General features: G+C 70.9%; 18 protein-coding genes. 5 read left to right on the top strand and 13 right to left on the bottom strand.

The features are described from left to right. Positions 1 to 115 precede the first annotated feature (115 nt). The 3 genes from ACWEBX_RS17155 to ACWEBX_RS17145 all read right to left on the bottom strand — a co-directional run bounded on the left by ACWEBX_RS17155 (position 116) and on the right by ACWEBX_RS17145 (position 4,027). Positions 116 to 1,756 (bottom strand): ABC-F family ATP-binding cassette domain-containing protein, encoded by a 1,641-nt coding sequence (locus ACWEBX_RS17155; RefSeq protein ID WP_451885662.1) that lies wholly within the window; start codon positions 1,754 to 1,756, stop codon positions 116 to 118. Positions 1,757 to 1,882: 126 nt separating this feature from the next. Then, positions 1,883 to 2,857 carry a TRADD-N-associated membrane domain-containing protein gene (locus tag ACWEBX_RS17150; protein ID WP_451885661.1) on the bottom strand — a complete coding sequence of 325 codons (975 nt, stop codon included), beginning with the start codon at positions 2,855 to 2,857 and terminating at the stop codon, positions 1,883 to 1,885. Between the two features lie 138 nt (positions 2,858 to 2,995). Continuing rightward, on the bottom strand, positions 2,996 to 4,027 hold the full coding sequence (locus ACWEBX_RS17145; RefSeq protein WP_451885660.1) for an oxidoreductase: 1,032 nt from the start codon (positions 4,025 to 4,027) through the stop codon (positions 2,996 to 2,998). A gap of 67 nt (positions 4,028 to 4,094) precedes the next feature. Here ACWEBX_RS17145 and ACWEBX_RS17140 point away from each other — a divergent pair, with 67 nt between their 5' ends. Further along, a complete protein-coding gene (locus ACWEBX_RS17140; protein ID WP_451885659.1) occupies positions 4,095 to 5,057 on the top strand; it encodes an FAD-dependent oxidoreductase in 963 nt (320 codons plus the stop codon). 59 nt (positions 5,058 to 5,116) lie between these two features. On the opposite strand, the gene ACWEBX_RS17135 is transcribed toward ACWEBX_RS17140, so the two are convergent. Further along, complete coding sequence (locus ACWEBX_RS17135) at positions 5,117 to 7,075, bottom strand: Xaa-Pro dipeptidyl-peptidase (protein WP_451885658.1); 1,959 nt, start codon at positions 7,073 to 7,075, stop codon at positions 5,117 to 5,119. Positions 7,076 to 7,257: 182 nt separating this feature from the next. Here ACWEBX_RS17135 and ACWEBX_RS17130 point away from each other — a divergent pair, with 182 nt between their 5' ends. Next, on the top strand, positions 7,258 to 8,754 hold the full coding sequence (locus ACWEBX_RS17130) for a M1 family metallopeptidase (protein ID WP_451885657.1): 1,497 nt from the start codon (positions 7,258 to 7,260) through the stop codon (positions 8,752 to 8,754). 92 nt (positions 8,755 to 8,846) lie between these two features. Then, the gene (locus ACWEBX_RS17125) at positions 8,847 to 9,329 is read left to right on the top strand and encodes a hypothetical protein (RefSeq protein WP_451885656.1); all 483 of its coding nucleotides are present in this window, start codon (positions 8,847 to 8,849) and stop codon (positions 9,327 to 9,329) included. Here the strand turns inward: ACWEBX_RS17125 and ACWEBX_RS17120 are convergent. The 3 genes from ACWEBX_RS17120 to ACWEBX_RS17110 form a co-directional block, all read right to left on the bottom strand. Then, positions 9,232 to 9,891 (bottom strand): GNAT family N-acetyltransferase, encoded by a 660-nt coding sequence (locus ACWEBX_RS17120; protein ID WP_451885655.1) that lies wholly within the window; start codon positions 9,889 to 9,891, stop codon positions 9,232 to 9,234. The two genes, ACWEBX_RS17125 and ACWEBX_RS17120, sit on opposite strands and share 98 nt — an antisense overlap. A 66-nt stretch (positions 9,892 to 9,957) precedes the next feature. After that, positions 9,958 to 10,890, bottom strand: a complete 933-nt coding sequence (locus ACWEBX_RS17115) for an adenosine kinase (RefSeq protein WP_451885654.1) — start codon at positions 10,888 to 10,890, stop codon at positions 9,958 to 9,960. 187 nt (positions 10,891 to 11,077) lie between these two features. Then, complete coding sequence (locus ACWEBX_RS17110) at positions 11,078 to 11,557, bottom strand: macro domain-containing protein (protein ID WP_451885653.1); 480 nt, start codon at positions 11,555 to 11,557, stop codon at positions 11,078 to 11,080. A 144-nt stretch (positions 11,558 to 11,701) separates the two neighbouring features. Here ACWEBX_RS17110 and ACWEBX_RS17105 point away from each other — a divergent pair, with 144 nt between their 5' ends. After that, the gene (locus ACWEBX_RS17105) at positions 11,702 to 12,400 is read left to right on the top strand and encodes a MerR family transcriptional regulator (protein WP_451885652.1); all 699 of its coding nucleotides are present in this window, start codon (positions 11,702 to 11,704) and stop codon (positions 12,398 to 12,400) included. A gap of 137 nt (positions 12,401 to 12,537) precedes the next feature. Here ACWEBX_RS17105 and ACWEBX_RS17100 read toward each other — a convergent pair whose 3' ends face one another. From ACWEBX_RS17100 to ACWEBX_RS17080, 5 genes are all read right to left on the bottom strand, one after another. Continuing rightward, the gene (locus tag ACWEBX_RS17100) at positions 12,538 to 14,733 is read right to left on the bottom strand and encodes a 3-hydroxyacyl-CoA dehydrogenase NAD-binding domain-containing protein (RefSeq protein ID WP_451885651.1); all 2,196 of its coding nucleotides are present in this window, start codon (positions 14,731 to 14,733) and stop codon (positions 12,538 to 12,540) included. Positions 14,734 to 14,771: 38 nt separating this feature from the next. Continuing rightward, positions 14,772 to 15,986: an acetyl-CoA C-acetyltransferase gene (locus tag ACWEBX_RS17095; RefSeq protein WP_451885650.1), complete on the bottom strand. Its 1,215-nt coding sequence runs from the start codon at positions 15,984 to 15,986 to the stop codon at positions 14,772 to 14,774. Positions 15,987 to 16,008: 22 nt separating this feature from the next. Next, on the bottom strand, positions 16,009 to 17,151 hold the full coding sequence (locus tag ACWEBX_RS17090; RefSeq protein ID WP_451885649.1) for an acyl-CoA dehydrogenase family protein: 1,143 nt from the start codon (positions 17,149 to 17,151) through the stop codon (positions 16,009 to 16,011). Positions 17,152 to 17,269: 118 nt separating this feature from the next. After that, on the bottom strand, positions 17,270 to 18,406 hold the full coding sequence (locus ACWEBX_RS17085; protein ID WP_451885648.1) for a CaiB/BaiF CoA transferase family protein: 1,137 nt from the start codon (positions 18,404 to 18,406) through the stop codon (positions 17,270 to 17,272). A 152-nt stretch (positions 18,407 to 18,558) separates the two neighbouring features. After that, positions 18,559 to 18,939, bottom strand: coding sequence for an MmcQ/YjbR family DNA-binding protein (locus ACWEBX_RS17080; protein ID WP_451885647.1), 381 nt, complete (start codon positions 18,937 to 18,939; stop codon positions 18,559 to 18,561). 141 nt (positions 18,940 to 19,080) lie between these two features. On the opposite strand from ACWEBX_RS17080, the gene ACWEBX_RS17075 reads away from it, so the two are divergent. Continuing rightward, positions 19,081 to 20,253, top strand: coding sequence for a saccharopine dehydrogenase family protein (locus ACWEBX_RS17075; RefSeq protein WP_451885646.1), 1,173 nt, complete (start codon positions 19,081 to 19,083; stop codon positions 20,251 to 20,253). Positions 20,254 to 20,298: 45 nt separating this feature from the next. On the opposite strand, the gene mmpA is transcribed toward ACWEBX_RS17075, so the two are convergent. Beyond that, positions 20,299 to 20,445 (bottom strand): morphogenic membrane protein MmpA, encoded by a 147-nt coding sequence (gene mmpA / locus ACWEBX_RS17070; protein ID WP_451885645.1) that lies wholly within the window; start codon positions 20,443 to 20,445, stop codon positions 20,299 to 20,301. Positions 20,446 to 20,461 lie beyond the last annotated feature (16 nt).

Raw genomic sequence — 20,461 nt, 5'->3', positions numbered from 1 at the left:
TTCGCGTCGAAGTTGAAGCGGGGGCGGTCGCTTGTGCTCTGGGCGGCGGCGGCCTTGGTGAACGTCAGCCATCCGGCAGCCGCCCCTCACGCTTCCGCCTGGGAAAGCGGGACGGTCAGCGCTCCGTCACCTTGCCGTCGGCCACCTCCAGGCGGCGGGTCGTGTGGACCGCGTCCAGCATGCGGCGGTCGTGAGTGACCAGCAGCAGCGTGCCCTCATAGGAGTCCAGGGCCGATTCGAGCTGCTCGATGGCCGGCAGGTCGAGGTGGTTCGTCGGCTCGTCCAGGACCAGCAGGTTGACGCCCCGGCCCTGGAGGAGTGCCAGCGCGGAGCGGGTCCGTTCGCCCGGGGAGAGCGTGGCCGCCGGGCGCAGGACGTGGTCGGCCTTCAGGCCGAACTTGGCCAGCAGCGTGCGGACCTCGGCGGGTTCCGTGTCCGGGACGGCCGCGCCGAACGCGTCCAGCAGCGACTCGGAGCCGTGGAAGAGCTTGCGGGCCTGGTCGACCTCGCCGACGACCACACCCGAGCCGAGCGTGGCGTGTCCGGAGGACAGCGGAACCCGGCCGAGCAGCGCGCCCAGCAGGGTCGACTTGCCCGCGCCGTTCGCGCCGGTGACGGCCACCCGGTCCGCCCAGTCGATCTGGAGGGTCGCCGGGCCGAAGGTGTAGTCCCCGCGCCGTACCTCGGCGTCACGCAGGGTGGCGACCACCGCGCCCGACCGCGGGGCCGCCGCGATCTCCATGCGGAGCTCCCACTCCTTGCGGGGCTCGTCGACGACGTCCAGCCGCTCGATCATGCGCTGTGTCTGCCGGGCCTTCGCGGCCTGCTTCTCGCTGGCCTCGCTGCGGAACTTGCGGCCGATCTTGTCGTTGTCGTTGTTCGCCTTGCGCCGGGCGTTCTTGACGCCCTTGTCCATCCAGCCCCGCTGCATCTGGGCGCGGCCTTCGAGGGCGGAACGCTTGTCGGCGTACTCCTCGAAGTCCTCGCGGGCGTGCCGCCGGGCGGTGTCGCGCTCTTCGAGGTACGCCTCGTAGCCGCCGCCGTACAACGTGATCTGCTGCTGGGCCAGGTCGAGTTCGAGGACCTTGGTGACCGTGCGGGTGAGGAACTCGCGGTCGTGGCTGACGACGACGGTCCCGGCGCGCAGCCCGGAGACGAAGCGCTCCAGACGCTCCAGACCGTCCAGGTCGAGGTCGTTGGTGGGCTCGTCGAGCAGGAAGACGTCGTAGCGGGAGAGCAGGAGGGAGGCGAGTCCCGCCCGGGCCGCCTGGCCGCCGGACAGGGACGTCATCGGCTGGTCGAGACCGACGCCGAGCCCCAGGGAGTCGGCGACTTCCTCGGCGCGTTCGTCCAGGTCGGCGCCGCCGAGGTCGAGCCAGCGCTCCAGGCTGTTCGCGTACGCGTCGTCCGCGCCGGGCGCCCCGTCGACGAGCGCCTGCGTCGCCGCGTCCATCACCCGCTGGGCCTCGTCGACACCCGTCCGGCGGGCGAGGAAGTCCCGTACGGTCTCGCCCTCCCGGCGTTCCGGCTCCTGGGGCAGGTGCCCCACGGTCGCGGAGGGCGGGGAGAGCCGCAGCTCACCCTGTTCCGGGGTGAGGAGGCCCGCGAGCAGCCGCAGCAGCGTGGACTTGCCCGCGCCGTTGGCGCCGACGAGCCCGATCACGTCGCCGGGCGCGACGACGAGGTCGAGTCCGGCGAAGAGCGCGCGGTCGCCGTGTCCGGCGGTGAGATTCTTGGCGACGAGAGTGGCAGTCATCAGGGAGCCGATTTTAACGGCCCGCAGGAACACCTTTGCGCCACGGATCCGGGTACGTGGGAGTCCGCGGACGGCCGAGCGCACGGGCTCCGGCGTCGTGAGCCTTGGTCATCCGACGGCGGGCGATCAGCTCTGAGGCTGCCGCCCCGGCTCTCTGGTGTCGGTCTGTACGGACTCGGGCCCCTGCGGGGACGAACTGCCCTCGGGTCCGGACGACAGGATCGATTCCATGAGCCGCTGGGCGGCGGTGCTGCGTGTCGCCCGTTCCATTTCCGAGAGAAGGCGCTCTGCCGCGAGGGACCGGGAGAGTTCGAGCGGTTGCCTGAAATACATCAAAAGGTGTTGCGAGGCGCTTTCCTGCGACCGCACGAAGGTACGACCGATGTAGGCGGCAATCGCGGCACCGATCGCACTGAGGGTGCCGGCGACAACGGTTTTCGCCGTAGTGTCTGCGGTAAGGGCGAGGGACGCACCCAGAATGAGGACGACGAACCCGGCGCTCATGGCTACCTGCCCGTTGCGGAAGCTCTGTTCCGCCTGCCTGGTCACGATCCTGTGATAGTAGGCGAGCCGCTTCTCCGTCACGTCCCACAAGACAGGGAGCCGAAGTCCATTCGCCTGGTCCACGGCCGCCTCGGCCCGATCCAGTTCCTGTCGTGCGTCCGCCAGCCAGAATCGGTCATTGTGGATCTTGCGCTGCGTCTTGCGATACCGCCGACCGCATTCGTAGACGATGAACCCCGCGATCACTTGCCCTTGAGTGGAGTTGAGAAAATTCAGGGGCGAGGAGCTGGAAACCTTGGGTAAGAGGTCACCTCGGTATGTCCCGTAGGAGATCAGAAAGAGACCGCAAAGAATGGAGACGATTTCCCAGCCCAGGCCCTTGCGTCGTTCCGATGAATCGACCCAGGAGACCCTCTCGCGGCGCTGCTTGTCCTCGTCGACGGAATCTCGTACAGGATTCCTCTCGCTCCTGGAGGGTTCGCCTTGAACGGCCGCCACCGTCTGCGACGGCAGGGTCACCGGTTGATGTCCGGAGTCCGAAACAGCCAGTGGGGCTTCACCATCGGCGCCACCAGCCTCGGGAGTCTCGTCTGCCATGGCCCCATGCTCCCAGCCGGACATCTGCCGAGGTGCGGCTTTGTCGGAACAGACTCTTGCAGAGGACAGCTCCACCTGACCGGCGGGCGTACACCGTCACGCGAAGGTTCGCGAAGGCTGGGCCACCCGGGCCGGTGGTCAGTGGGTCAATGCCGTGACCAAAACGCTTTCGGACGTTCGGGCCACGAGGAACGAGTCTCCCCTTGCCGTCTTGGCGGTCAGGGGGATCCGGTGGTGGCCGGGTTCCAGGATGCCGTCGAAGAGGTCGTGGGTGCGGGTGCGGGAGAGGCGGTCGCGGCGGTAGGCGGTCAGCCGGACCCGGCAGGCGGAGGTCACCTCGACACCGGCCTCGCGGTCGGCGGCGACCAGGCGGGTGAGCCGTCGCAGTTCCCGGGGGCTGCGGTCCAGGGCGTCTTCGATCTGGGCGACCAGCAGCGGGACGATCGGCGCGAGTCCCTCGACGTGGGGCACGTCGACGCCCGCGCCACGGAAGGCCTCCCGTACGGCGGCCCGTGCTGCCTCGGGGACGGACCGGCCGAACAACACCGCGCCGTAGGAGCGCAGTTCGTCCGCCGGCACCCCCAAGGTGTCGCGGGCGATGTCGACGCCGATGCCGACGGCGCGCAGCGCGGCGGCCGGCTTCGCGAGCGGGGCGCTCCGGGCACCGATCAACAGAACACGGCGGCGGGCGGCCGCGTCACCGTCGAGCAGCGAGTTCAGCGCGCCGCGGTACTCGGGGCCGTGGAAGCGGAAGGGCCCTACGCCGTGGTAGCCGTTGCGTTCCAGATCGGCCCGTTCGCCGGTCTGCCAGGCGAAGTCCCGCCAGACGTAGTCGTCGCCGTCCCTCTCGATGACCGCGGTGACGGCACCGCATTCGACGCTCTCGCACTCGGGACAGCCGTAGATGACGTGCCTGCCCCCGTCGAGCGGAGCCTCCGCCTCCAGGAGGAGGCTGCGCACCTGGGCGGTGAAGATCGCGGGCGGCACGTCGGAGGCGAGCGGGGAGACCGCGTCGAGGACGGAGAGCTGGGCCAGCAAAGGACGTCCGTCGACGACGAAGTCGATGGCGAAGTCGACGGCGTCCCGGTGTGCTCGGTGGTCACCGCCCGCGCGGACGCCACCGGCACGCGCCGCCGGGGCCAGGCCGAAGGTGGCGTACTCGGAGGACATGCTGTGAGTATCCCCGGGCGGAGCGTGACGAGACACCTGTCCTGGCATGTTCCGCTAACGTCCCCGCATGGAGAAGCCCGGGAGCGGTGAGGTGATCGTGGTCGGCGGCGGGGTCGTCGGCCTGACGACGGCCGTGGTACTGGCCGAGGCCGGCAGACGGGTCCGGGTGTGGGCGCGGGAGCCCGCCGAGCGGACCACCTCGGCTGTTGCGGGGGCGCTGTGGTGGCCGTACCGCATCGCGCCGAAGGAACGGGCCCGTGCCTGGGCCCTTGAATCGCTCTCCGTGTACGAGGGGTTGGCGGCGCGGCCCGACGAGAGTGGCGTACGCCTGGTCGAGGGGGTCATGGGCGAGACGCGGCTGGACGAGCTGGGGTCGTGGGCGGCCCGCGTGTCCGGACTGCGCGCGGCGACGGCCGAGGAGTACCCGGGCACCGCGCTGCGGGCACGGCTGCCGCTGCTCGACATGCCCGTGCATCTGCGCCATCTGCGGGAGCGGTTGCTGCGAGCGGGCGGGAGGGTCGAGGAACGGACGGTGACGGACCTCGCGGAGCCGGACGCGCCGGTCGTCGTGAACTGCTCGGGTCTCGGCGCCCGCGATCTCGTCCCGGATCCGGCCGTCCGGCCCGTGCGCGGGCAGCTCGTGATCGTCGAGAATCCCGGGATCCGGGAGTGGCTCGTCTCGACGGACCCGGCGGCCGGGACGACGACGTACGTCTTCCCGCAGCCGGACCGGGTGATCCTCGGCGGCACCACGGACGAGGACGACTGGTCGCTGGTTCCGGACCCGGAGGCGGCGGCGCGGATCGTCGAGCGGTGCGCGGCGCTGCGCCCGGAGGTGGCCGGAGCCCGGGTGCTCGGTCACCGGGTGGGGCTGCGGCCGGTGCGCGAGACGGTGCGGCTGGAACGCGAGGTACGGCCGGACGGACGGGTGCTGGTGCACAACTACGGGCACGGGGGCGCCGGAGTCACGGTGGCGTGGGGATGCGCGCGGGAGGCGGCCGGACTCGTCGGTCCGGCCGCCTCCGGCTGAACTCCGGCCGGCCCGTGGGCCAGCGGGTCAGCCGGCCCGAGGGGCGGCAGGTCGGCGGGTCAGCCGGCCTCCCCCGGGACACGGAGCGCGGTGTGCGGGGCGCGTACGCCGTCGAGGACGGACGCGGAAGGTGCCGCCGTGGAGCCCTTCGTCGCCCGCTCGAACGCGTCCGCGCCGCCCACCAGGGGCACCCGGGCCGAGGTACGGGACAGGTCGAGGGTCAGGGTCGGTGTTCCGGCCGGAGGGTCGATCAGATCCTTGTCGGTACCCGCGACGATCAGCGCGAGCCGGTGCCCCTTCGGGACCACGTGGTCCGTGGCCGCCAGGTCCAGCGTGATGGTGTACGCCGTGCCCGGGGTGAGCGCGACGCCCTTGTCCGAGGCGTAGTTGCCGAGGTCGGCCCAGCCGCGGCTGACGACGGTGTAGTCGACGTCGGTCCTGGCCGCCTCGGTCACCTTGTAGCAGGAGCTGTCGCCGGCCGTGCTCGCGCCCCAGCAGGTGCGGTCGGTGAGGGTCGTGACGCCCTCGCCGGAGCCGGCGTAGTCGCGGATGGTGTCCGGGCCGAGGTCGACGAGGACCGCCGAGAGGTGGGCCGTCGAGCTGGTGGGTGTGGCGGTGACGGTCACCCTGGAGGAGCCGGAGAGGCGCAGGTCGCGGGTGAGCGGCCGGGTGGTGAAGCCGGCCTTGTCGGCGGTCGGCCGGTCGATGTGCGCGGCCCAGTCGGTCTCGCTGTGCCCCGGGTCGTCGGTGAAGGTCTCGGTGCCGGACGCGCGGCCGAGTCCGAGGGTGCCGACGCCCGGCTGCGTGCCCGTGCCCGGTCGCAGGGTCGTGGCGCCGGTGGCGCGGGGCGGCCAGACGGCGGAGGTCGTCCACTGGTCGGGGTGGCGTTCGACGTCGGCCATCGGTTCGTGGTCGATGCCGTTGTCGTAGCCGAGGAGTTCGTGGTCGAACCAGCGGTGCAGGGTGTCGACCCAGGCGGCGCGGCGGAAGTCGAAGGGGTCGACATGGCCGGTCTGGGAGAGCCAGATCTTGCGGTCGACACCGTTCTTGGCGAGGGCGTCCCACCACTGGCCGAAGTTCTTGGTGCGGACGTTGAGGTCCTGCATACCGTGGACGAGGAAGACGCTGGCCTTCACCTTCGAGGCGTCCTTGACGTAGTCGCGCTCGGTCCACAGCGACGTCCAGTCACCGGTGCGCGGCGCGCCGTCGACCAGCTTCCGCTGCACCGCCGCGCACTTGGCGCGGGCGTCGGGGCTGTCGACGTAACCGGACAGCCAGTCGGGTCCTGAGTCGTAGAGCGGGGCGCCCTTGGCGAAGTAGTAGTCGTACCAGGAGGAGATGGCGCTGATCGGCACGATGGTCTTCAGGCCCTTCACGCCGGTGGCGGCGACGCCGTTGGCGATGGTGCCGTCCCAGCTCTTGCCGATCATCCCGGTCCTGCCGTTGGTCCAGGTGGCGCCGGCCCTGGCGGTGCCGGCGCGGCTGGTGTAGCCCTTGGCGCGGCCGTTCAGCCAGTCGATCACCGCCTTGGCGGACCGGACGTCGGAGCGGCCGCCGACATCGACACAGCCGTCGGAGCGGTCGGTGCCGGCGAGGTCGACGCCGACGAACGCGTAGCCGCGCGGGACGAAGTAGTTGTCGTAGAACAGCGGCATCTGGACGACGTGGCCGTTCGCGTCGTACGTCTTCTTCTGGCTCTCGTTGCCGCGCCCGCAGCAGGAGTAGTAGGGGCTGGCGTCCATGATCACGGGGATCTTGCGTCCCTGGCGGGCGAGTTCGCGCGGCCGGACGATGTCGACGGCGACGCGGTCGTGCCGTCCGTCGTTGTCGCCGTCGAGGCCGGTGTCGACCCAGACGGACTCGCGGATCGCGTTCTCGTACGAGTAGACCGGCGTGCTCTGTCTCGGGGCGCCGTGTGCGGCGGCCGGGACGAGTAAGGCGGCCATCAGGGCGGCCACGGCCGCCGTCGCGAGCGATCTCCAGGTCATGAAGCGCGTTCGGCTCACTGGTATCGGCATGCGCGGAAGGTACCCCGGTCAACTCCTGTGCGACAGAGGGTCGGTGACAGGCCCCTGGGGCCGGATGGCTCATGTCGGCCGAATGGCGATCGTGTGACAGGGGTGGCCGTGGACATGACTGGTGCCCCAGGGACTGAATAGGCTCCGGACGGACTTCACGCCCCGACGACTTGGAGCTTGACGTGCACCGCAGACTCATCGCCCCGGGCGCCCTCGCCGCCTCCCTGCTGCTGGCGATCCCGGCATCGGCGGCCGGTTACACCCCGGGAGCACCGGGCATCGGCGACCCCTACTACCCGGCCTACGGCAACGGCGGATACGACGTCTCGCACTACGACCTGAGGCTCACGTACCAGCCGACGACGGACGAACTGGAGGGCACCGCCACCCTCCTGGCGACCACCACGCAGGACCTGTCCCGGTTCGATCTGGACTTTCTGCTCGACGTGAGCGAGGTCCGGGTCAATGGCGTGAAGGCGTCGTTCGCCCGGTCGGGCGAGCACGAGCTGGAGGTCACGCCGGCGAAGCCGCTCGCCAAGGGGACGTCGGTCACCGTCGTCGTCCGCTACAGCGGAGTGCCGTCGACGAAGAGCGCGTACGGCTTCTCGACCTGGCACCGCACCCCGGACGGGGCGGTCGCGGCGGACGAGCCCGAGTCGGCCTGGTGGTGGTACCCGAGCAACGACCACCCGCTCGACAAGGCGACCTACGACGTCTCGGTGGCCGTCCCGGACGGTACCCAGGCGATCTCCAACGGCACGCTGCAGTCGACGAGTTCACGGCTCGGCTGGACCCGCTGGAACTGGCGTTCCAACAAGCCGCAGGCCACGTATCTGACCACGCTCGCGGTCGGGAAGTTCGACATCACGACCGGCACCTCCGAGGGTGGCGTCCCGGTCGTCAACGCCTACAGCAAGGACCTCGGCGACAACGACGGGGCGGCGCGCGCCAGTGTCGAGCGCACGGGCGAGCTGGTCGACTGGCTGAGCGGCTACTTCGGGCCGTATCCCTTCAGCAGTGCCGGCGGATACGTCCCCAACACCACGACCGGGTACGCGCTGGAGACCCAGACCCGGGTGTACTACAGCCCGCGCCAGTTCGCGAACGGCTCCAACACCTCGGTCGTCGTGCACGAGTTGGCGCACCAGTGGTTCGGCGACGACGTGTCGCTGAAGGGCTGGAAGGACATCTGGATCAACGAGGGCTTCGCGCGCTACGCGCAGTGGCTGTGGTCGGAGCACGAGGGCGAGGGCACGGCGCAGGAGCTCGCGGACTACGTGTACGCCTCGCATCCGGCGGACGACGCCTTCTGGACGGTGGCGCCCGGAGACCCGGGCCCCGACAACCAGTTCGACATCGCGGTCTACGACCGGGGCGCGCTGGCGGTGCAGGCTCTGCGCAACGAGGTCGGGGACGACACCTTCTTCGCCCTTCTCAAGGGATGGCCGAAGGAGCACGCGTACGGGAACGCGTCGGTCGCCGACTTCCGGAAGTACGCGGAGCAGGTGTCCGGCCAGTCGCTCGCCGCGTTCTTCGACACCTGGCTGTTCCAGCCGTCGAAGCCCGCCGCGCCGGCGGCGCGGAGCGCGGGGGTCGCCCCCGCCGCCGCCAAGGCCGCCGCCGTCCGGCCGAAGTCATGGAAGAAGATCGCCGCGACGGACTCGGTCCACTCGCGCTGACCCCGCCCGAAGCCGGCGGCACAGGTCCGCGCCCCATAGAGGAGGGACGCGGACCTGTCGCCGCTCCACGGCGCTCCGCTAAGGTCACAGCCGTGCTGGAGAACATCATCGGCGGCCTGATCGTCGCCGGCCTCGGGGTCGCGTGGAAGTACCTTCTCCTGCCCGCCGTCTACGTGTTCTACGGCCGCGGTGAGCCCGGCATATCGGGGCGCTGGGAGTCCTTCGACGTCGCCGACTGTTCGGGACCGCCGATGGGCGAGATGATCATCAAGCAACGAGGGCGCCACGTGAGAATGCGTCTCACGCGGACCGTCAACAGGAGCGGGCAGCCCATCAACCGCAAGATGAGGTTCAAGGGGCGCTGGCAGTCGGAGCAGCTCACCGCCACGTTCTTCGACGAGGCCGCGCACTATCGCGGCGGTGTGGTGGTACTGCGCTGGGTCGCGTCCGCGAGCCCCGTTCTGCTGGCGGGGCGGGTCATGTACTGGGACCGGACACCGGATGCCGGTACTCCTGACGGCGTGGATCCTCTGGGGATCGTCTCCACTCCGTACGGCCTGAAGCGGAAGGACTGACGGGAGCGGACTGCCGGGGTCTCTCGTACATGACGTATCGGCTCCTCCGCGCCGCGTCATGGCTGACGCGCACGTAGCTCCCCTCCGCCTCGTCCACGGAATCCGGAACGACGAGAGCAGACAGCCGCCGCCCGAGGATCCCTCTCACCGCCGCCGGATCGGTGACGTGCAGGAACCCGTTCTTCTCCAGAATGCCGCGCTGCGCCAGGTTCGCGGGCCGGACCTCGCTGAACTGGTAGGGGAACCTCTTCACCGTCTCGCGCACCATGGCATTCCCCAGACCACGGCCCCGGTACGCGGGATCGACGGCCGTGGCCGCTCTCCTTCCGTTCTCGTTGACGTACGAACACCCCACGAGGCGAGTCCCGTTCCGGCCGTTCAGCGTGGCCAGCAGCAGTTGGCAGCCTCGCGCGTGGACGCGGGCCACATGGATGTCGTCGCGGTGATTGAGGTCGCCGTAGGACGCTTTCAGGAGGGCGAGCCACGCCTCGCGCGAATCCTCGAAGACACGGGCGTCCTCGGCCCGTGAGAGATCGAGCCATGTGAGTGCCTGCGCAGCCATGCCAGGTCCCTGTCCGCACGGTCTCCTGTTCAACCTCCCTCACCTGGAGGGCTGCCGGGACCTCCGTCAGGGGTGGGCCGGTTCCGCCTTCCGGTGATCCCGGTCCGCCACCTGGGCGAGGAGTTCCGCGCGGGTGACGGCGTCGGCCCGGGTCGCGGGCACCGTGCACGCGTAGGCGCCGGCCACCGCGCCGTACACAGCGCAGCGCCCGACGGGTTCGCCGGTCAGCCGGCCGAAGAGGAAACCCGCGGCGAAGGAGTCCCCCGCGCCGTTCGAGTCGACGACCGGTGTGCGGGGCGGAATCGCGGGGACGTGGGTCACCTCGCCGTCGGCCAGTACGTACGCGCCCTCGGCGCCCGCCGTGGCGACGACGACCTCGGCCCGGCCTCGCTCCATAATCTTCCGCATGGTGCGCTCGTGGTCGGCGAGGGCGGTGGTGGAGACGAACACGACGTCGGCGGTGTAGGCGAAGGCCTCGTGGTACGGGTTCTCGCCGTCCCAGTTGTGCAGATCGGTCGAGATGGTCACCCCCGCCTCCCGGAGGACCGGCAGGGCGAAGGCGCAGGGGTGGGTGATGGACACGTGGGCGTGCCGGCTCACCGCGGCCAGGTCCCGCACCGTGCTCTCGGGCAGTCGGTCCCCTTCGGCGGCCCGGCTGTCGTCGTACAGGGACAGCCTGCGTCCGTCGGGGCCGACGAGGTTGACCGCGCGCTTGGTGCCCGCGGGCTGGGCGATTTCAGTGAGCGCGATGCCCCGCTCGCGGTGCAGGGCTCGTACGAGGTCGCCCTCGGGGTCGTCGCCGAGCATGTCGAGGTGGTGCGTGCGCAGGCCGAGGGCGTGCAGTCCCAGCGCGACGAAGTCACCGGTCTGCCCGGCCCGGGTCTCGATGCCTGGGCGGATCATGTAGCTGTCGGCGTAGGGCAACGGCAGTTCGGGGACGTGGACGATCGTGTCCACACCCGCTCCGCCCAGGACGAGGACGTCGATGTCGCGGCTCATGACACTCCCTTTCGGACGCGAGCAGCGAGTCAACCAGGCCCTCGACGATCACCGCAAGGAATTGCAGAAACTTCCGCAAGCCCCTCCGTGAACTCCTTCCGAGACCTGCTTCCGCGCGCGCTCGCCCGCTTGCCCGCTCGCCCGGGGTGAGGACGCCGCCCCGTCTCCCCAACACCCGCGGCGTCGGTCAGCCGCCGTGGTCGTACACCGTCACCGCCAGGCCGCGGCGCACGAGCCGCTCGGTGACCAGGGGCTCCACCCGCGCCCAGGTGCCACCGGCCAGACCGCATCCGATGCGCGGCATGTGCACGGACGCCCCGAGCTCGACCGCCTTGTCGGCCAGCAGCGCGAGTGAGGCGTCAATGGCCTCGTAGCGCACGGGCGCGCCCTTGCTGCCGGTGCGTATCCCCCTCTGGCCCACCAGGTTCGCCACCCACACATACGGCTCGACCTGGACGAACTGGGCCGAGCCCAGGCCGAAGTCGTTGCCGGCGCGGCCGCGGTGCCAGGCGCGGTAGGCGGCCTCGGGCTCCGGCCAGCGGCGGGAGAGCGCCAGCACGAAGCCCTTCCCCCAGCCCCCGACGTCGTTGCACAGGTGGGCGATCACTTTGACGCCCTTCACCGAGGGAGCGGTGGCGTCACCGCGCACGTAACCGATCTCCGACATGCCACCACGGTAGAGGCCGCCACTGACAACGGCGTCGGTGGACAGGTGCTTTCACAACACTGGTGAGACAGCAATACTGTTGCACCGCGCCGTCACCCCTCACCCCGGACGCGCGCCGCACGACGCGAGAGGCGAGGACCTGCCATGACGACGGACACCGAGGAGCCGAAGCTCACGGTCGACGAACTGGCCGCGCGCGCGGGCGTCACCGTCCGTACGGTCCGCTTCTACAGCGCCAGGGGCCTGCTGCCGCCGCCCGTGATCGGCCCCCGCCGGGTGGGCCACTACAGCCAGGAGCATCTGGCCCGGCTCGCGCTCATCGAGGAGTTGCAGCACCAGGGCATGACGCTGGCCGCGATCGAGCGCCACCTGACGCAGTTGCCGCCCGGCCTGAGCGCGCACGAACTCGCCATCCACCGTGCCGTGGTGGCCTCCTGGGCGCCCGACGCGATGGAGGACGTGAGCCGGGTGGAACTGGAACGGCGGGCCGGGCGGCCGCTCGGTGACACGGACCTGGAGCGGCTCGCCGCGATGGGCGTCGTCGAAGGGACGGGGGACCCGGTCCGGCTGGACCCCGGGCTGCTGAAACTCGGCCTGGAGCTCCTGGACGTACCGATCGCGGACGAGACGATCCTCGCCGCGCGGACGGTCCTGCTGGACCACTCGCGTGCCGCGGCCCACGAACTGTCCGGTCTGCTGCGCAACGCCGTGGGCGACCAGGAGTCCGTGGCGGCCGTGAAGTCGCTGTCGGCGCACATGCAGCCGCTGGTCGTGCAGGCGCTCCTGACCGCGTTCCAGCGCTCGTTGAAGGACGAGTTGCGGGAATGGCTCAAGGAGTCCTGACCGCCGCTGTTCGACGTCGGGGGCGGGTACCGGACGCCTCTCGGTGTCCGGGACCCGCCCCCGTGGAGCGAATCCCGCGCCTGCCGCCTGACCCGGTCCCGGATCAGGCGCCGGCCCGGATCAAGCGCCGGCCCGGATCAGGAGGACGCGTCGGCGAACCGCTCGCCCTTCTCCGCCTTCTCGACGAGCAGCGCCGGCGGGAGGAAACGGTCGCCGTACCGCTCGGCGAGTTCCCGCGCGCGGGCCACGAACGCGGCCGGTCCCGTACCGGTACCGCCCTCGTAGCCGTTGATGTACTGGAGGACACCGCCGGTCCAGCCCGGGAAGCCGATCCCGAAGACGGAACCGATGTTGGCGTCGGCGACGGAGGTCAGGACGCCCTCCTCCAGGAGCCGGACGGTGTCCAGCGCCTCGGAGAAGAGCATGCGCTCCTTCATGTCCTCGAACGGGATCTCGTACCCCGGCTTGGTGAAGTGCTCGCGCAGACCGGGCCAGAGAAGACCGCGCCCGCCGTCCTCGCCGTACTCGTAGAAGCCCGCTCCCCCGCTGCGTCCGGGTCGCTCGAACTCGTCCACCATGCGGTCGATGACGGCCTCGGCCGGGTGGGTCTCCCAGGTGCCGCCCGCCTCCTCGACCGCCTGCTTCGACTCCTTGCGGATCTTGCGCGGCAGGGTGAGAGTCAGCTCGTCCATGAGGGAGAGGACCTTCGCCGGGTAGCCGGCCTGGGCGGCGGCCTGCTCGACGGAGGCGGGCTCGATGCCCTCGCCGACCATCGCCACGCCCTCGTTGATGAAGTGCCCGATGACCCGGGAGGTGAAGAAGCCCCGCGAGTCGTTGACGACGATCGGGGTCTTCTTGATCTGGCGGACCAGGTCGAAGGCGCGGGCCAGTGTCTCGTCGCCGGTGCGCTCGCCCTTGATGATCTCCACCAGCGGCATCTTGTCGACGGGCGAGAAGAAGTGCAGCCCGATGAAGTCCTCCTGCCGCTCGACGCCTTCGGCGAGAGCGGTGATCGGCAGGGTGGACGTGTTGGAGCAGAGCAGGGCGTCGGGCTCGACGATGTTCTGGATCTCCTGGAACACCTTGTGCTTGAGCGCCGTGTCCTCGAAGACCGCCTCGATGACCGCGTCGCAGCCCGCGAGGTCGTTCGGGTCGGCGGTGGGCGTGATGCGGGCGAGCAGCGCGTCGGCCTTCTCCTGGGTCGTACGCCCCCGCGAGACCGCCTTGGCGCAGAGCTTCTCGGAGTACGCCTTGCCCTTGGCCGCCGCGTCGGCCGAGACGTCCTTGAGGACGACGTCCATGCCCGCGAGCGCGCACGAGTAGGCGATGCCCGCGCCCATCATCCCGGCGCCGAGGACGGCGACCCTGCGGACCGGGCGCGGCTCGATGCCCTTGGGGCGGTTGGCGCCGGAGTTGACGGCCTGGAGGTCGAAGAAGAAGGCCTGGATCATGTTCTTCGAGGTCTGGCCCGCGGCCAGCTCGACGAAGTAGCGGGCCTCGATGACCTGGGCCGTCTCGAAGTCGACCTGGGAGCCCTCGACGGCCGCCGCGAGAATGCTGCGCGGGGCCGGGTAGGGGGCGCCGTTCGTCTGCTTGCGCAGGCTGGCCGGGAAGGCGGGCAGGTTGGCCGCGAACTTCGGGTTCGACGGGGTGCCGCCGGGGATGCGGTAGCCGGGCTTGTCCCAGGGCTGCTGCGACTCGGGGTTGGCGTCGATGAACGCGCGGGCCTTGGCGAGGAGTTCCTCGGGGGTGGCGGCCACCTCGTGGACGAGGCCGTTGTCCCGGGCGCGCGTCGCGTTGTACTGCGTGCCCTGGAGGAGGACCTTCAGCAGGGCGTCGGCGATGCCCAGGAGGCGTACGGTGCGGACGACTCCGCCGCCTCCGGGGAGCAGGCCGAGGGTGACCTCGGGGCAGCCGATCTTGGTGCCGGAGGTGTCGAGGGCGACCCGGTGGTGGCAGGCGAGGGCGAGCTCGAAGCCGCCGCCCAGGGCCGCGCCGTTGATCGCGGCGACGACCGGCTTGCCCAGGGTCTCGATGCGGCGCAGGTTCCGCTTGATCGCGAGGCCGCCGTCGAAGAGGTCCTGGGCGGTCTCGGCGGTGACCCGGATGAGGTCGCGCAGGTCGCCGCCCGCGAAGAAGGTCTTCTTGGCGGAGGTGAGGATGACGCCCCGGATCGAGTCCTTCTCGGCCTCCAGGCGGTCGGTGACCGCGGCGAGGGAGGCGCGGAACGCCGTGTTCATGGTGTTGGCGGACTGGTTGGGGTCGTCGAGGACGAGGGTGACGACGCCGGTCTCGTCCTGTTCCCAGCGGATGGTGGTGGGCTCAGTGCTCATCAGGGGATGCTCCGTAGATCCTTGATCCGTTGGGAAGGTCAGACGCGTTCGACGATCGTGGCGATGCCCATGCCGCCGCCCACGCACAGGGTGGCGAGGCCGTAGCGCTTGTCCTGGCGCTCCAGTTCGTCGACGAGGGTGCCGAGGATCATCGCGCCGGTGGCGCCGAGGGGGTGGCCCAGCGCGATGGCGCCGCCGTTGACGTTGACCTTGTCCAGCGACAGGCCCATGTCCTTCACGAAGCGCAGGACGACGGCCGCGAAGGCCTCGTTGATCTCGACGAGGTCGATGTCGTCGATGGTCAGGCCGGCCTTGGCGAGCGCCTTGCGGGCCGCGGGCGCGGGACCGGTGAGCATGATGGTCGGCTCGGAGCCGGACACGGCTGCGGCGACGATCCGCGCGCGCGGGGTCAGGCCGTAGCGCTCGCCGACCTCCTTGGAGCCGATGGCGACCAGCGAGGCGCCGTCCACGATGCCGGAGGAGTTGCCCGCGTGGTGGACGTGGTCGATCTTCTCGACCCAGTGGTACTTCTGCAGCGCGACCGCGTCGAAGCCGCCCAGTTCACCGATGTCCGCGAACGACGGCTTCAGCTTCGCCAGCGAGTCGGCGGTGGTGCCGGGGCGCAGGAACTCGTCGTGGTCGAGGACGGTGAGACCGCCGCGGTCCTTGACGGGGACGACGGACCGCTCGAAGCGGCCGTCCTTCACGGCGTTGGCCGCGCGCTCCTGGGAGAGGGCCGCGTACTCGTCGACGTCGCGGCGGGAGAAGCCCTCGATGGTGGCGATGAGGTCGGCGCCGATGCCCTGCGGCACGAAGTTGGTGGCCAGGTTGGTCATCGGGTCGGCGAACCAGGCGCCGCCGTCCGAGGCCATCGGCACCCGCGACATCGACTCGACGCCGCCCGCGAGGACGAGGTCCTCCCAGCCCGAACGGACCTTCATCGCGGCCATGTTGACGGCTTCGAGGCCCGAGGCACAGAAGCGGTTCTCCTGGACGCCTGCCACCGTGTCGGGCAGTCCGGCGGCGATGGCCGCGATCCGGGCGATGTCGGAGCCCTGGTCGCCGACCGGGCCGACGACACCGAGCACGATGTCGTCGACGGCGGCCGGGTCGAGACCGGGGAAGCGGCGCTGCACCTCGTGGATGAGCCCGACGACGAGGTCGATTGGCTTCGTTCCGTGCAGGGAGCCGTTCTGCTTGCCGCGACCGCGCGGGGTGCGGATCGCGTCGTACACGTACGCTTCGGTGCTCACTGGTAAGCCTTTCGAGGAGGGTTTAGCCGAGCAGGGAGCGGCCGATGATCTCCTTCATGATCTCGGTCGTCCCGCCGTAGATGGTCTGGATGCGTCCGTCGGTGAAGGCCCGTGCGACCCGGTACTCCGTCATATAGCCGTAGCCGCCGTGCAGTTGAAGGCATCGGTCGGCCACGCGCTTCTGAAGTTCGGTCGCCCACCACTTGGCCATCGAGGCGTGCACCGCGTCGAGTTCGCCGTCCGAGTGGTCCACGATGCAGCGGTCGAGGAAGGTGCGGGTGACGGCACACTCGGTGGCCATCTCGGCTATCTCGAACCGGATGTGCTGGAGTTTCGCGAGCGGCCTGCCGAATGCCTCGCGTTCCTTCACGTACTGCGTGGTGATCTCCAGCAGGTACTCCGCCCCGGCGATGGCGGCGACGGCGATGCCCATGCGCTCCTGCGCGAGGTTGGTCATCAGGTGGAGGAACGCGCCGTTCGGTTCGCCGAGCAGGTTCTCCTTGGGCACGCGGACGTCGTTGAAGAACAACTCCGCGGTGTCCTGCGACTTCTGGCCGATCTTGTCGAGGTTGCGGCCGCGTTCGAAGCCCTCCATGCCCCGCTCGACGACGAGCAGCGACAGTCCGCGCGCCCCGCCCTCGGGGGTGGTCCTGGCGACCACGATCACCAGGTCGGCGAGGATGCCGTTGGAGATGAAGGTCTTGGAGCCGTTGAGCAGGAAGTGGTCGCCCTTGTCCTCGGCGCGGGTGGCGATGCCCTGGAGGTCGGAGCCGGCGCCGGGTTCGGTCATCGCGATCGCGGTGATGATCGAGCCGTCGCAGAAGCCGGGCAGCCAGCGCCGCTTCTGCTCCTCGGTGGCGAGGCCGGTCAGATACGGGCCGATGATGTCGTTGTGCAGCCCGAGGGCCAGGCCGGCCGCTCCCGCGCGCGTGAACTCCTCGGCGAGTACGGCGCTGTAGCGGAAGTCGGTGTCGCCGCCGCCTCCGTACTCCTCGGGCACGGCGAGTCCGAGCAGGCCCTGCTTCCCGGCCGCCCGCCAGGCCTCGCGGGAGACGATGCCGTCCTTCTCCCACTGCTCGTAGTGGGGCAGCACCTCCTTGGCGAGGAAGATGCGCACGGTCTCGCGGAACGCGTCGTGCTCGGCGGTGAAGATCTGCCGCTTCATGCAGGAAGCGCCTTCCTGGAGTGTGTACGGGAACCTTCGGGGAGGGCGGTACCGGGGCTCGCGCAGGCGGGAGCGGGCGCCGGGCCCCGGCCGGGAGCGAGCGGCCGGCGGGATCTCGTCATCCGCCGTCCTTCGTCAGTCCGGGTACGTCCCAGTCGCGGGCCACGTCCGCGGTGTCGGCGCCCGGCAGGGCGGGCCCGCCGCGGACCGAGGTGGGAGTGGCCGAGAAGCGCGGCGCGGGGGCGGGCTGGGTGATGCCGCCGTGGTCCACGAACGTGCCCCGGGCGGCGAGATGCGGATGACCGGGTGCCTCACGCAGGGACAGGACCGGCGCGACGCACGCGTCGCTGCCCTCGAAGACGGCGGTCCACTCGTCCCTCGTACGGGTCCTGAAGCGGTCGGCGACCGCCCCGCGCAGTTCCTCCCACCGGGCCGGGTCCTTGTGGGCGGGCCCGAGTTCGGGGATGCCGAGCAGGTCGACGAACCGGTCGTAGAACCGCTGCTCCAGGGGGCCGACGGCCATGTGCCGGCCGTCGGCGGTCTCGTAGGTCCCGTAGTAGGGGCAGCCGCCGTCGAGGAGGTTGGCGGCGCGCCGGTCCTGCCAGCCGCCCGCCGCGATCATGCCGTGGATCATCGTCGAGAGGTGCGCGGTGCCGTCGACGATGGCCGCGTCCACGACCTGTCCGGTGCCGGTCGCACGCGCGTGGTGCAGGGCGGCGAGGAGACCGACGACGAGGTAGAGCGAGCCGCCCGCGTAGTCGCCGAGGAGGTTCGCCGGGACCGCCGGCGGCCCGTCCGGGTCGCCGATCATCCCGAGGGTGCCCGTGAGCGCGATGTAGGCGATGTCGTGCCCGGCACGCTGGGCGAGCGGTCCTTCCTGGCCCCATCCCGTCATCCGGCCGTAGACGAGCCGCGGGTTGCGGGCCCGGCAGTCCTCGGGGCCCACGCCGAGCCGCTCGGCGACGCCGGGGCGGTAGCCCTCGATCAGGATGTCGGCCCGTTCGGCCAGGTCGAGGACGCGGGGCGGGCCGTCCTCGGCCTTGAGGTCGACGAGCACGGACCGCTTGTTGCGGTTGGTGATGTCGTGGGCCGGGTCGACGCCGATCCCCGCGCCGCCGGGCCGGTCCACCCGGACGACGTCCGCTCCGAGGTCGGCCAGCAGCATGGCGGCGAACGGGCCGGGACCGATGCCCGCCAGCTCGACCACGCGCACCCCGGTGAGGGGGCCGTGCCCCGGCGTTCCTGCCGCTGTCATCAAGCCCCCAGCACTGTGACACCACTGATGTGACATCAGTGATGTTAAGAACGTGTTCCACTCCGGGCAAGCCCCTGGCGAGCAAGCGCTTAGTTAAATTCCGGCTTCGGGACCGGGCTCCGCATCGGCGACACCGTCGGTCGGCGTCACGATCAGCGCTGGTCCAGCTCGGCTATCAGCCTTTTGGGTGCAATCACGCGATAGCTCTCCTCGACCCAGTCGCACAGCAGCTCCGCCGCCGGGGCCCCCTGCTCCTCCAGGGGTACGCGCACCCAGCCGGCCCTGCCCAGGCCGTACCCCGCGGGCACCGCGCCCGGCGAGGTGAGCGCGTGGGCGTGCGCCGCCTCGTCCTTGAGCTTCACCGTGACGCCGAGCGGGTAACTGCCGTCGTCGAGACCGAGGAAGACGAAGACCTTCGCGTTGACCTTCGCGACGGTCTCGCCCCAGGGGAACTCCTCCGAGGCGCCGGGCAGGCCGAGCGCGAATCCACGCACCTTCTGCCACTTTTTCAGCGCGTTTTGCGACACGGCCACGGCTGCCTCCGGCCTGTTCGTACCACCTCGTCGTCCGGCTGTTCGTACCTCACGCTAGCCTCAGCCACCGACAACGGCGCTTCGCGCACGACGTGGCGCGGGCCGCACGTTCGAGCGCAGCCCACAGTGGTGGAGGGTGTCATGAGCAGGATGAACGAGCCGGACCGCGCGTACGACATCGTGCTCTTCGGAGCCACGGGGTTCGTCGGGGAGCTCACCGCGGAGTATCTGGCCGCTCACGCGCCCGAGGGACTGCGGTGGGCCATCGCCGGACGCAGCGCCGAGAAGCTGGAACGGCTGCGGGAGCGGCTCGGCGGCGCACCCGGTGTGCTGCGGGCGGACGTGAACGACCCGGACTCGGTGGGGGAGCTCGCCCGGCAGGCGCGTGTGGTGGCCTCGACCGTGGGGCCGTACATCACCTACGGGGAGGAACTGGTGGCCGCCTGCGCGGACGCCGGGACCGACTACCTGGACCTGACCGGCGAGCCCGAGTTCGTGGACCTGATGTACGTGCGGCACGACGCACGCGCGCGGGAGACGGGCGCGCGGCTCGTGCACGCCTGCGGCTTCGACTCGATCCCGCACGACCTGGGCGCCTGGTTCACCGTCCGGCAGCTCCCGGAGGACGTGCCGCTGAGGGTGGAGGGATTCGTGCGCTCCCAGGCGATGTTCTCGGGCGGCACGTTCGCCTCCGCCCTCAACCAGTTCGCGCGCGGCCGGCACATGCTGGCCGCGGCGCGGGAACGCAGGCACCACGAACCGCGCCTGATGGGGCGGCGGGTCGAGGCCCCGCTGGGGGCGCCGCGGTTCGCCAAGGAGGTCGGGGCGTGGGCGCTGCCGCTGCCCACGATCGACGCCCAGGTGGTGCAGCGCTCGGCGCGGGCCCTGACGCGGTACGGGCCGGACTTCCGCTACCGCCACTACGCGGCCGTCGAGCGGCTGCCCATCGCCTTGGGCGGGATCGCCGGGGTGAGCGCGCTCTTCGCCGCCGCCCAGGTTCCGCCCGCGCGCCGCTGGCTGTCCGACCGGATCAAGCCGGGCGAGGGGCCGAGCGCCGAGCGCCGGGCCAAGAGCTGGTTCTCGGTGCGGTTCGTGGGCGAGGGCGGCGGCCGGCGGGTGTTCACCGAGGTCTCGGGCGGCGACCCCGGCTACGGCGAGACCGCGAAGATGCTCGCGGAGTCCGCCCTGTCGCTGGCCCTCGACGAGCTGCCGAAGACGTCCGGACAGGTCACCCCCGTGGTGGCGATGGGCGACGCACTGCTGGAACGGCTCAGCGCGGCGGGGATCACCTTCCGGGTGGCGGCGGTGCGCTAGGGCGTGTCCGCGGGGACTGGGACGACCGTGGGGATCGGGCGATCCTCACGACGTCCAGGCGATCACCGTGTAGATCATCCCGCCGATCCAGGCGAGGCCGGCCGGAACGGCGAGGACCAGCGCGGCCGTCACCGCGCGCCCGGCGGGCCGCGCGGGTTCGGCGGAGGGGTTCGAGTCCTGGTGCGTCGTCATGCGGATCAGCCTGCCG

This window comes from Streptomyces sp. NPDC005070 (genome assembly GCF_053600395.1).
The sequence above is the reverse complement of the archived record's forward strand: the minus strand, read 5'-3'. Positions and strand labels throughout refer to the sequence as shown.

What these genes read in the sequence shown, in the direction of transcription:
- ACWEBX_RS17155 (WP_451885662.1), bottom strand. Translation starts at nt 1,756, where the DNA reads ATGACTGCCACTCTCGTCGCCAAGAATCTCACCGCCGGACACGGCGAC.
- ACWEBX_RS17150 (WP_451885661.1), bottom strand. Translation starts at nt 2,857, where the DNA reads ATGGCAGACGAGACTCCCGAGGCTGGTGGCGCCGATGGTGAAGCCCCA.
- ACWEBX_RS17145 (WP_451885660.1), bottom strand. Translation starts at nt 4,027, where the DNA reads ATGTCCTCCGAGTACGCCACCTTCGGCCTGGCCCCGGCGGCGCGTGCC.
- ACWEBX_RS17140 (WP_451885659.1), top strand. Translation starts at nt 4,095, where the DNA reads ATGGAGAAGCCCGGGAGCGGTGAGGTGATCGTGGTCGGCGGCGGGGTC.
- ACWEBX_RS17135 (WP_451885658.1), bottom strand. Translation starts at nt 7,075, where the DNA reads ATGCCGATACCAGTGAGCCGAACGCGCTTCATGACCTGGAGATCGCTC.
- ACWEBX_RS17120 (WP_451885655.1), bottom strand. Translation starts at nt 9,891, where the DNA reads ATGGCTGCGCAGGCACTCACATGGCTCGATCTCTCACGGGCCGAGGAC.
- ACWEBX_RS17115 (WP_451885654.1), bottom strand. Translation starts at nt 10,890, where the DNA reads ATGAGCCGCGACATCGACGTCCTCGTCCTGGGCGGAGCGGGTGTGGAC.
- ACWEBX_RS17110 (WP_451885653.1), bottom strand. Translation starts at nt 11,557, where the DNA reads ATGTCGGAGATCGGTTACGTGCGCGGTGACGCCACCGCTCCCTCGGTG.
- ACWEBX_RS17105 (WP_451885652.1), top strand. Translation starts at nt 11,702, where the DNA reads ATGACGACGGACACCGAGGAGCCGAAGCTCACGGTCGACGAACTGGCC.
- ACWEBX_RS17100 (WP_451885651.1), bottom strand. Translation starts at nt 14,733, where the DNA reads ATGAGCACTGAGCCCACCACCATCCGCTGGGAACAGGACGAGACCGGC.
- ACWEBX_RS17090 (WP_451885649.1), bottom strand. Translation starts at nt 17,151, where the DNA reads ATGAAGCGGCAGATCTTCACCGCCGAGCACGACGCGTTCCGCGAGACC.
- ACWEBX_RS17085 (WP_451885648.1), bottom strand. Translation starts at nt 18,406, where the DNA reads ATGACAGCGGCAGGAACGCCGGGGCACGGCCCCCTCACCGGGGTGCGC.
- ACWEBX_RS17075 (WP_451885646.1), top strand. Translation starts at nt 19,081, where the DNA reads ATGAGCAGGATGAACGAGCCGGACCGCGCGTACGACATCGTGCTCTTC.
- mmpA (WP_451885645.1), bottom strand. Translation starts at nt 20,445, where the DNA reads ATGACGACGCACCAGGACTCGAACCCCTCCGCCGAACCCGCGCGGCCC.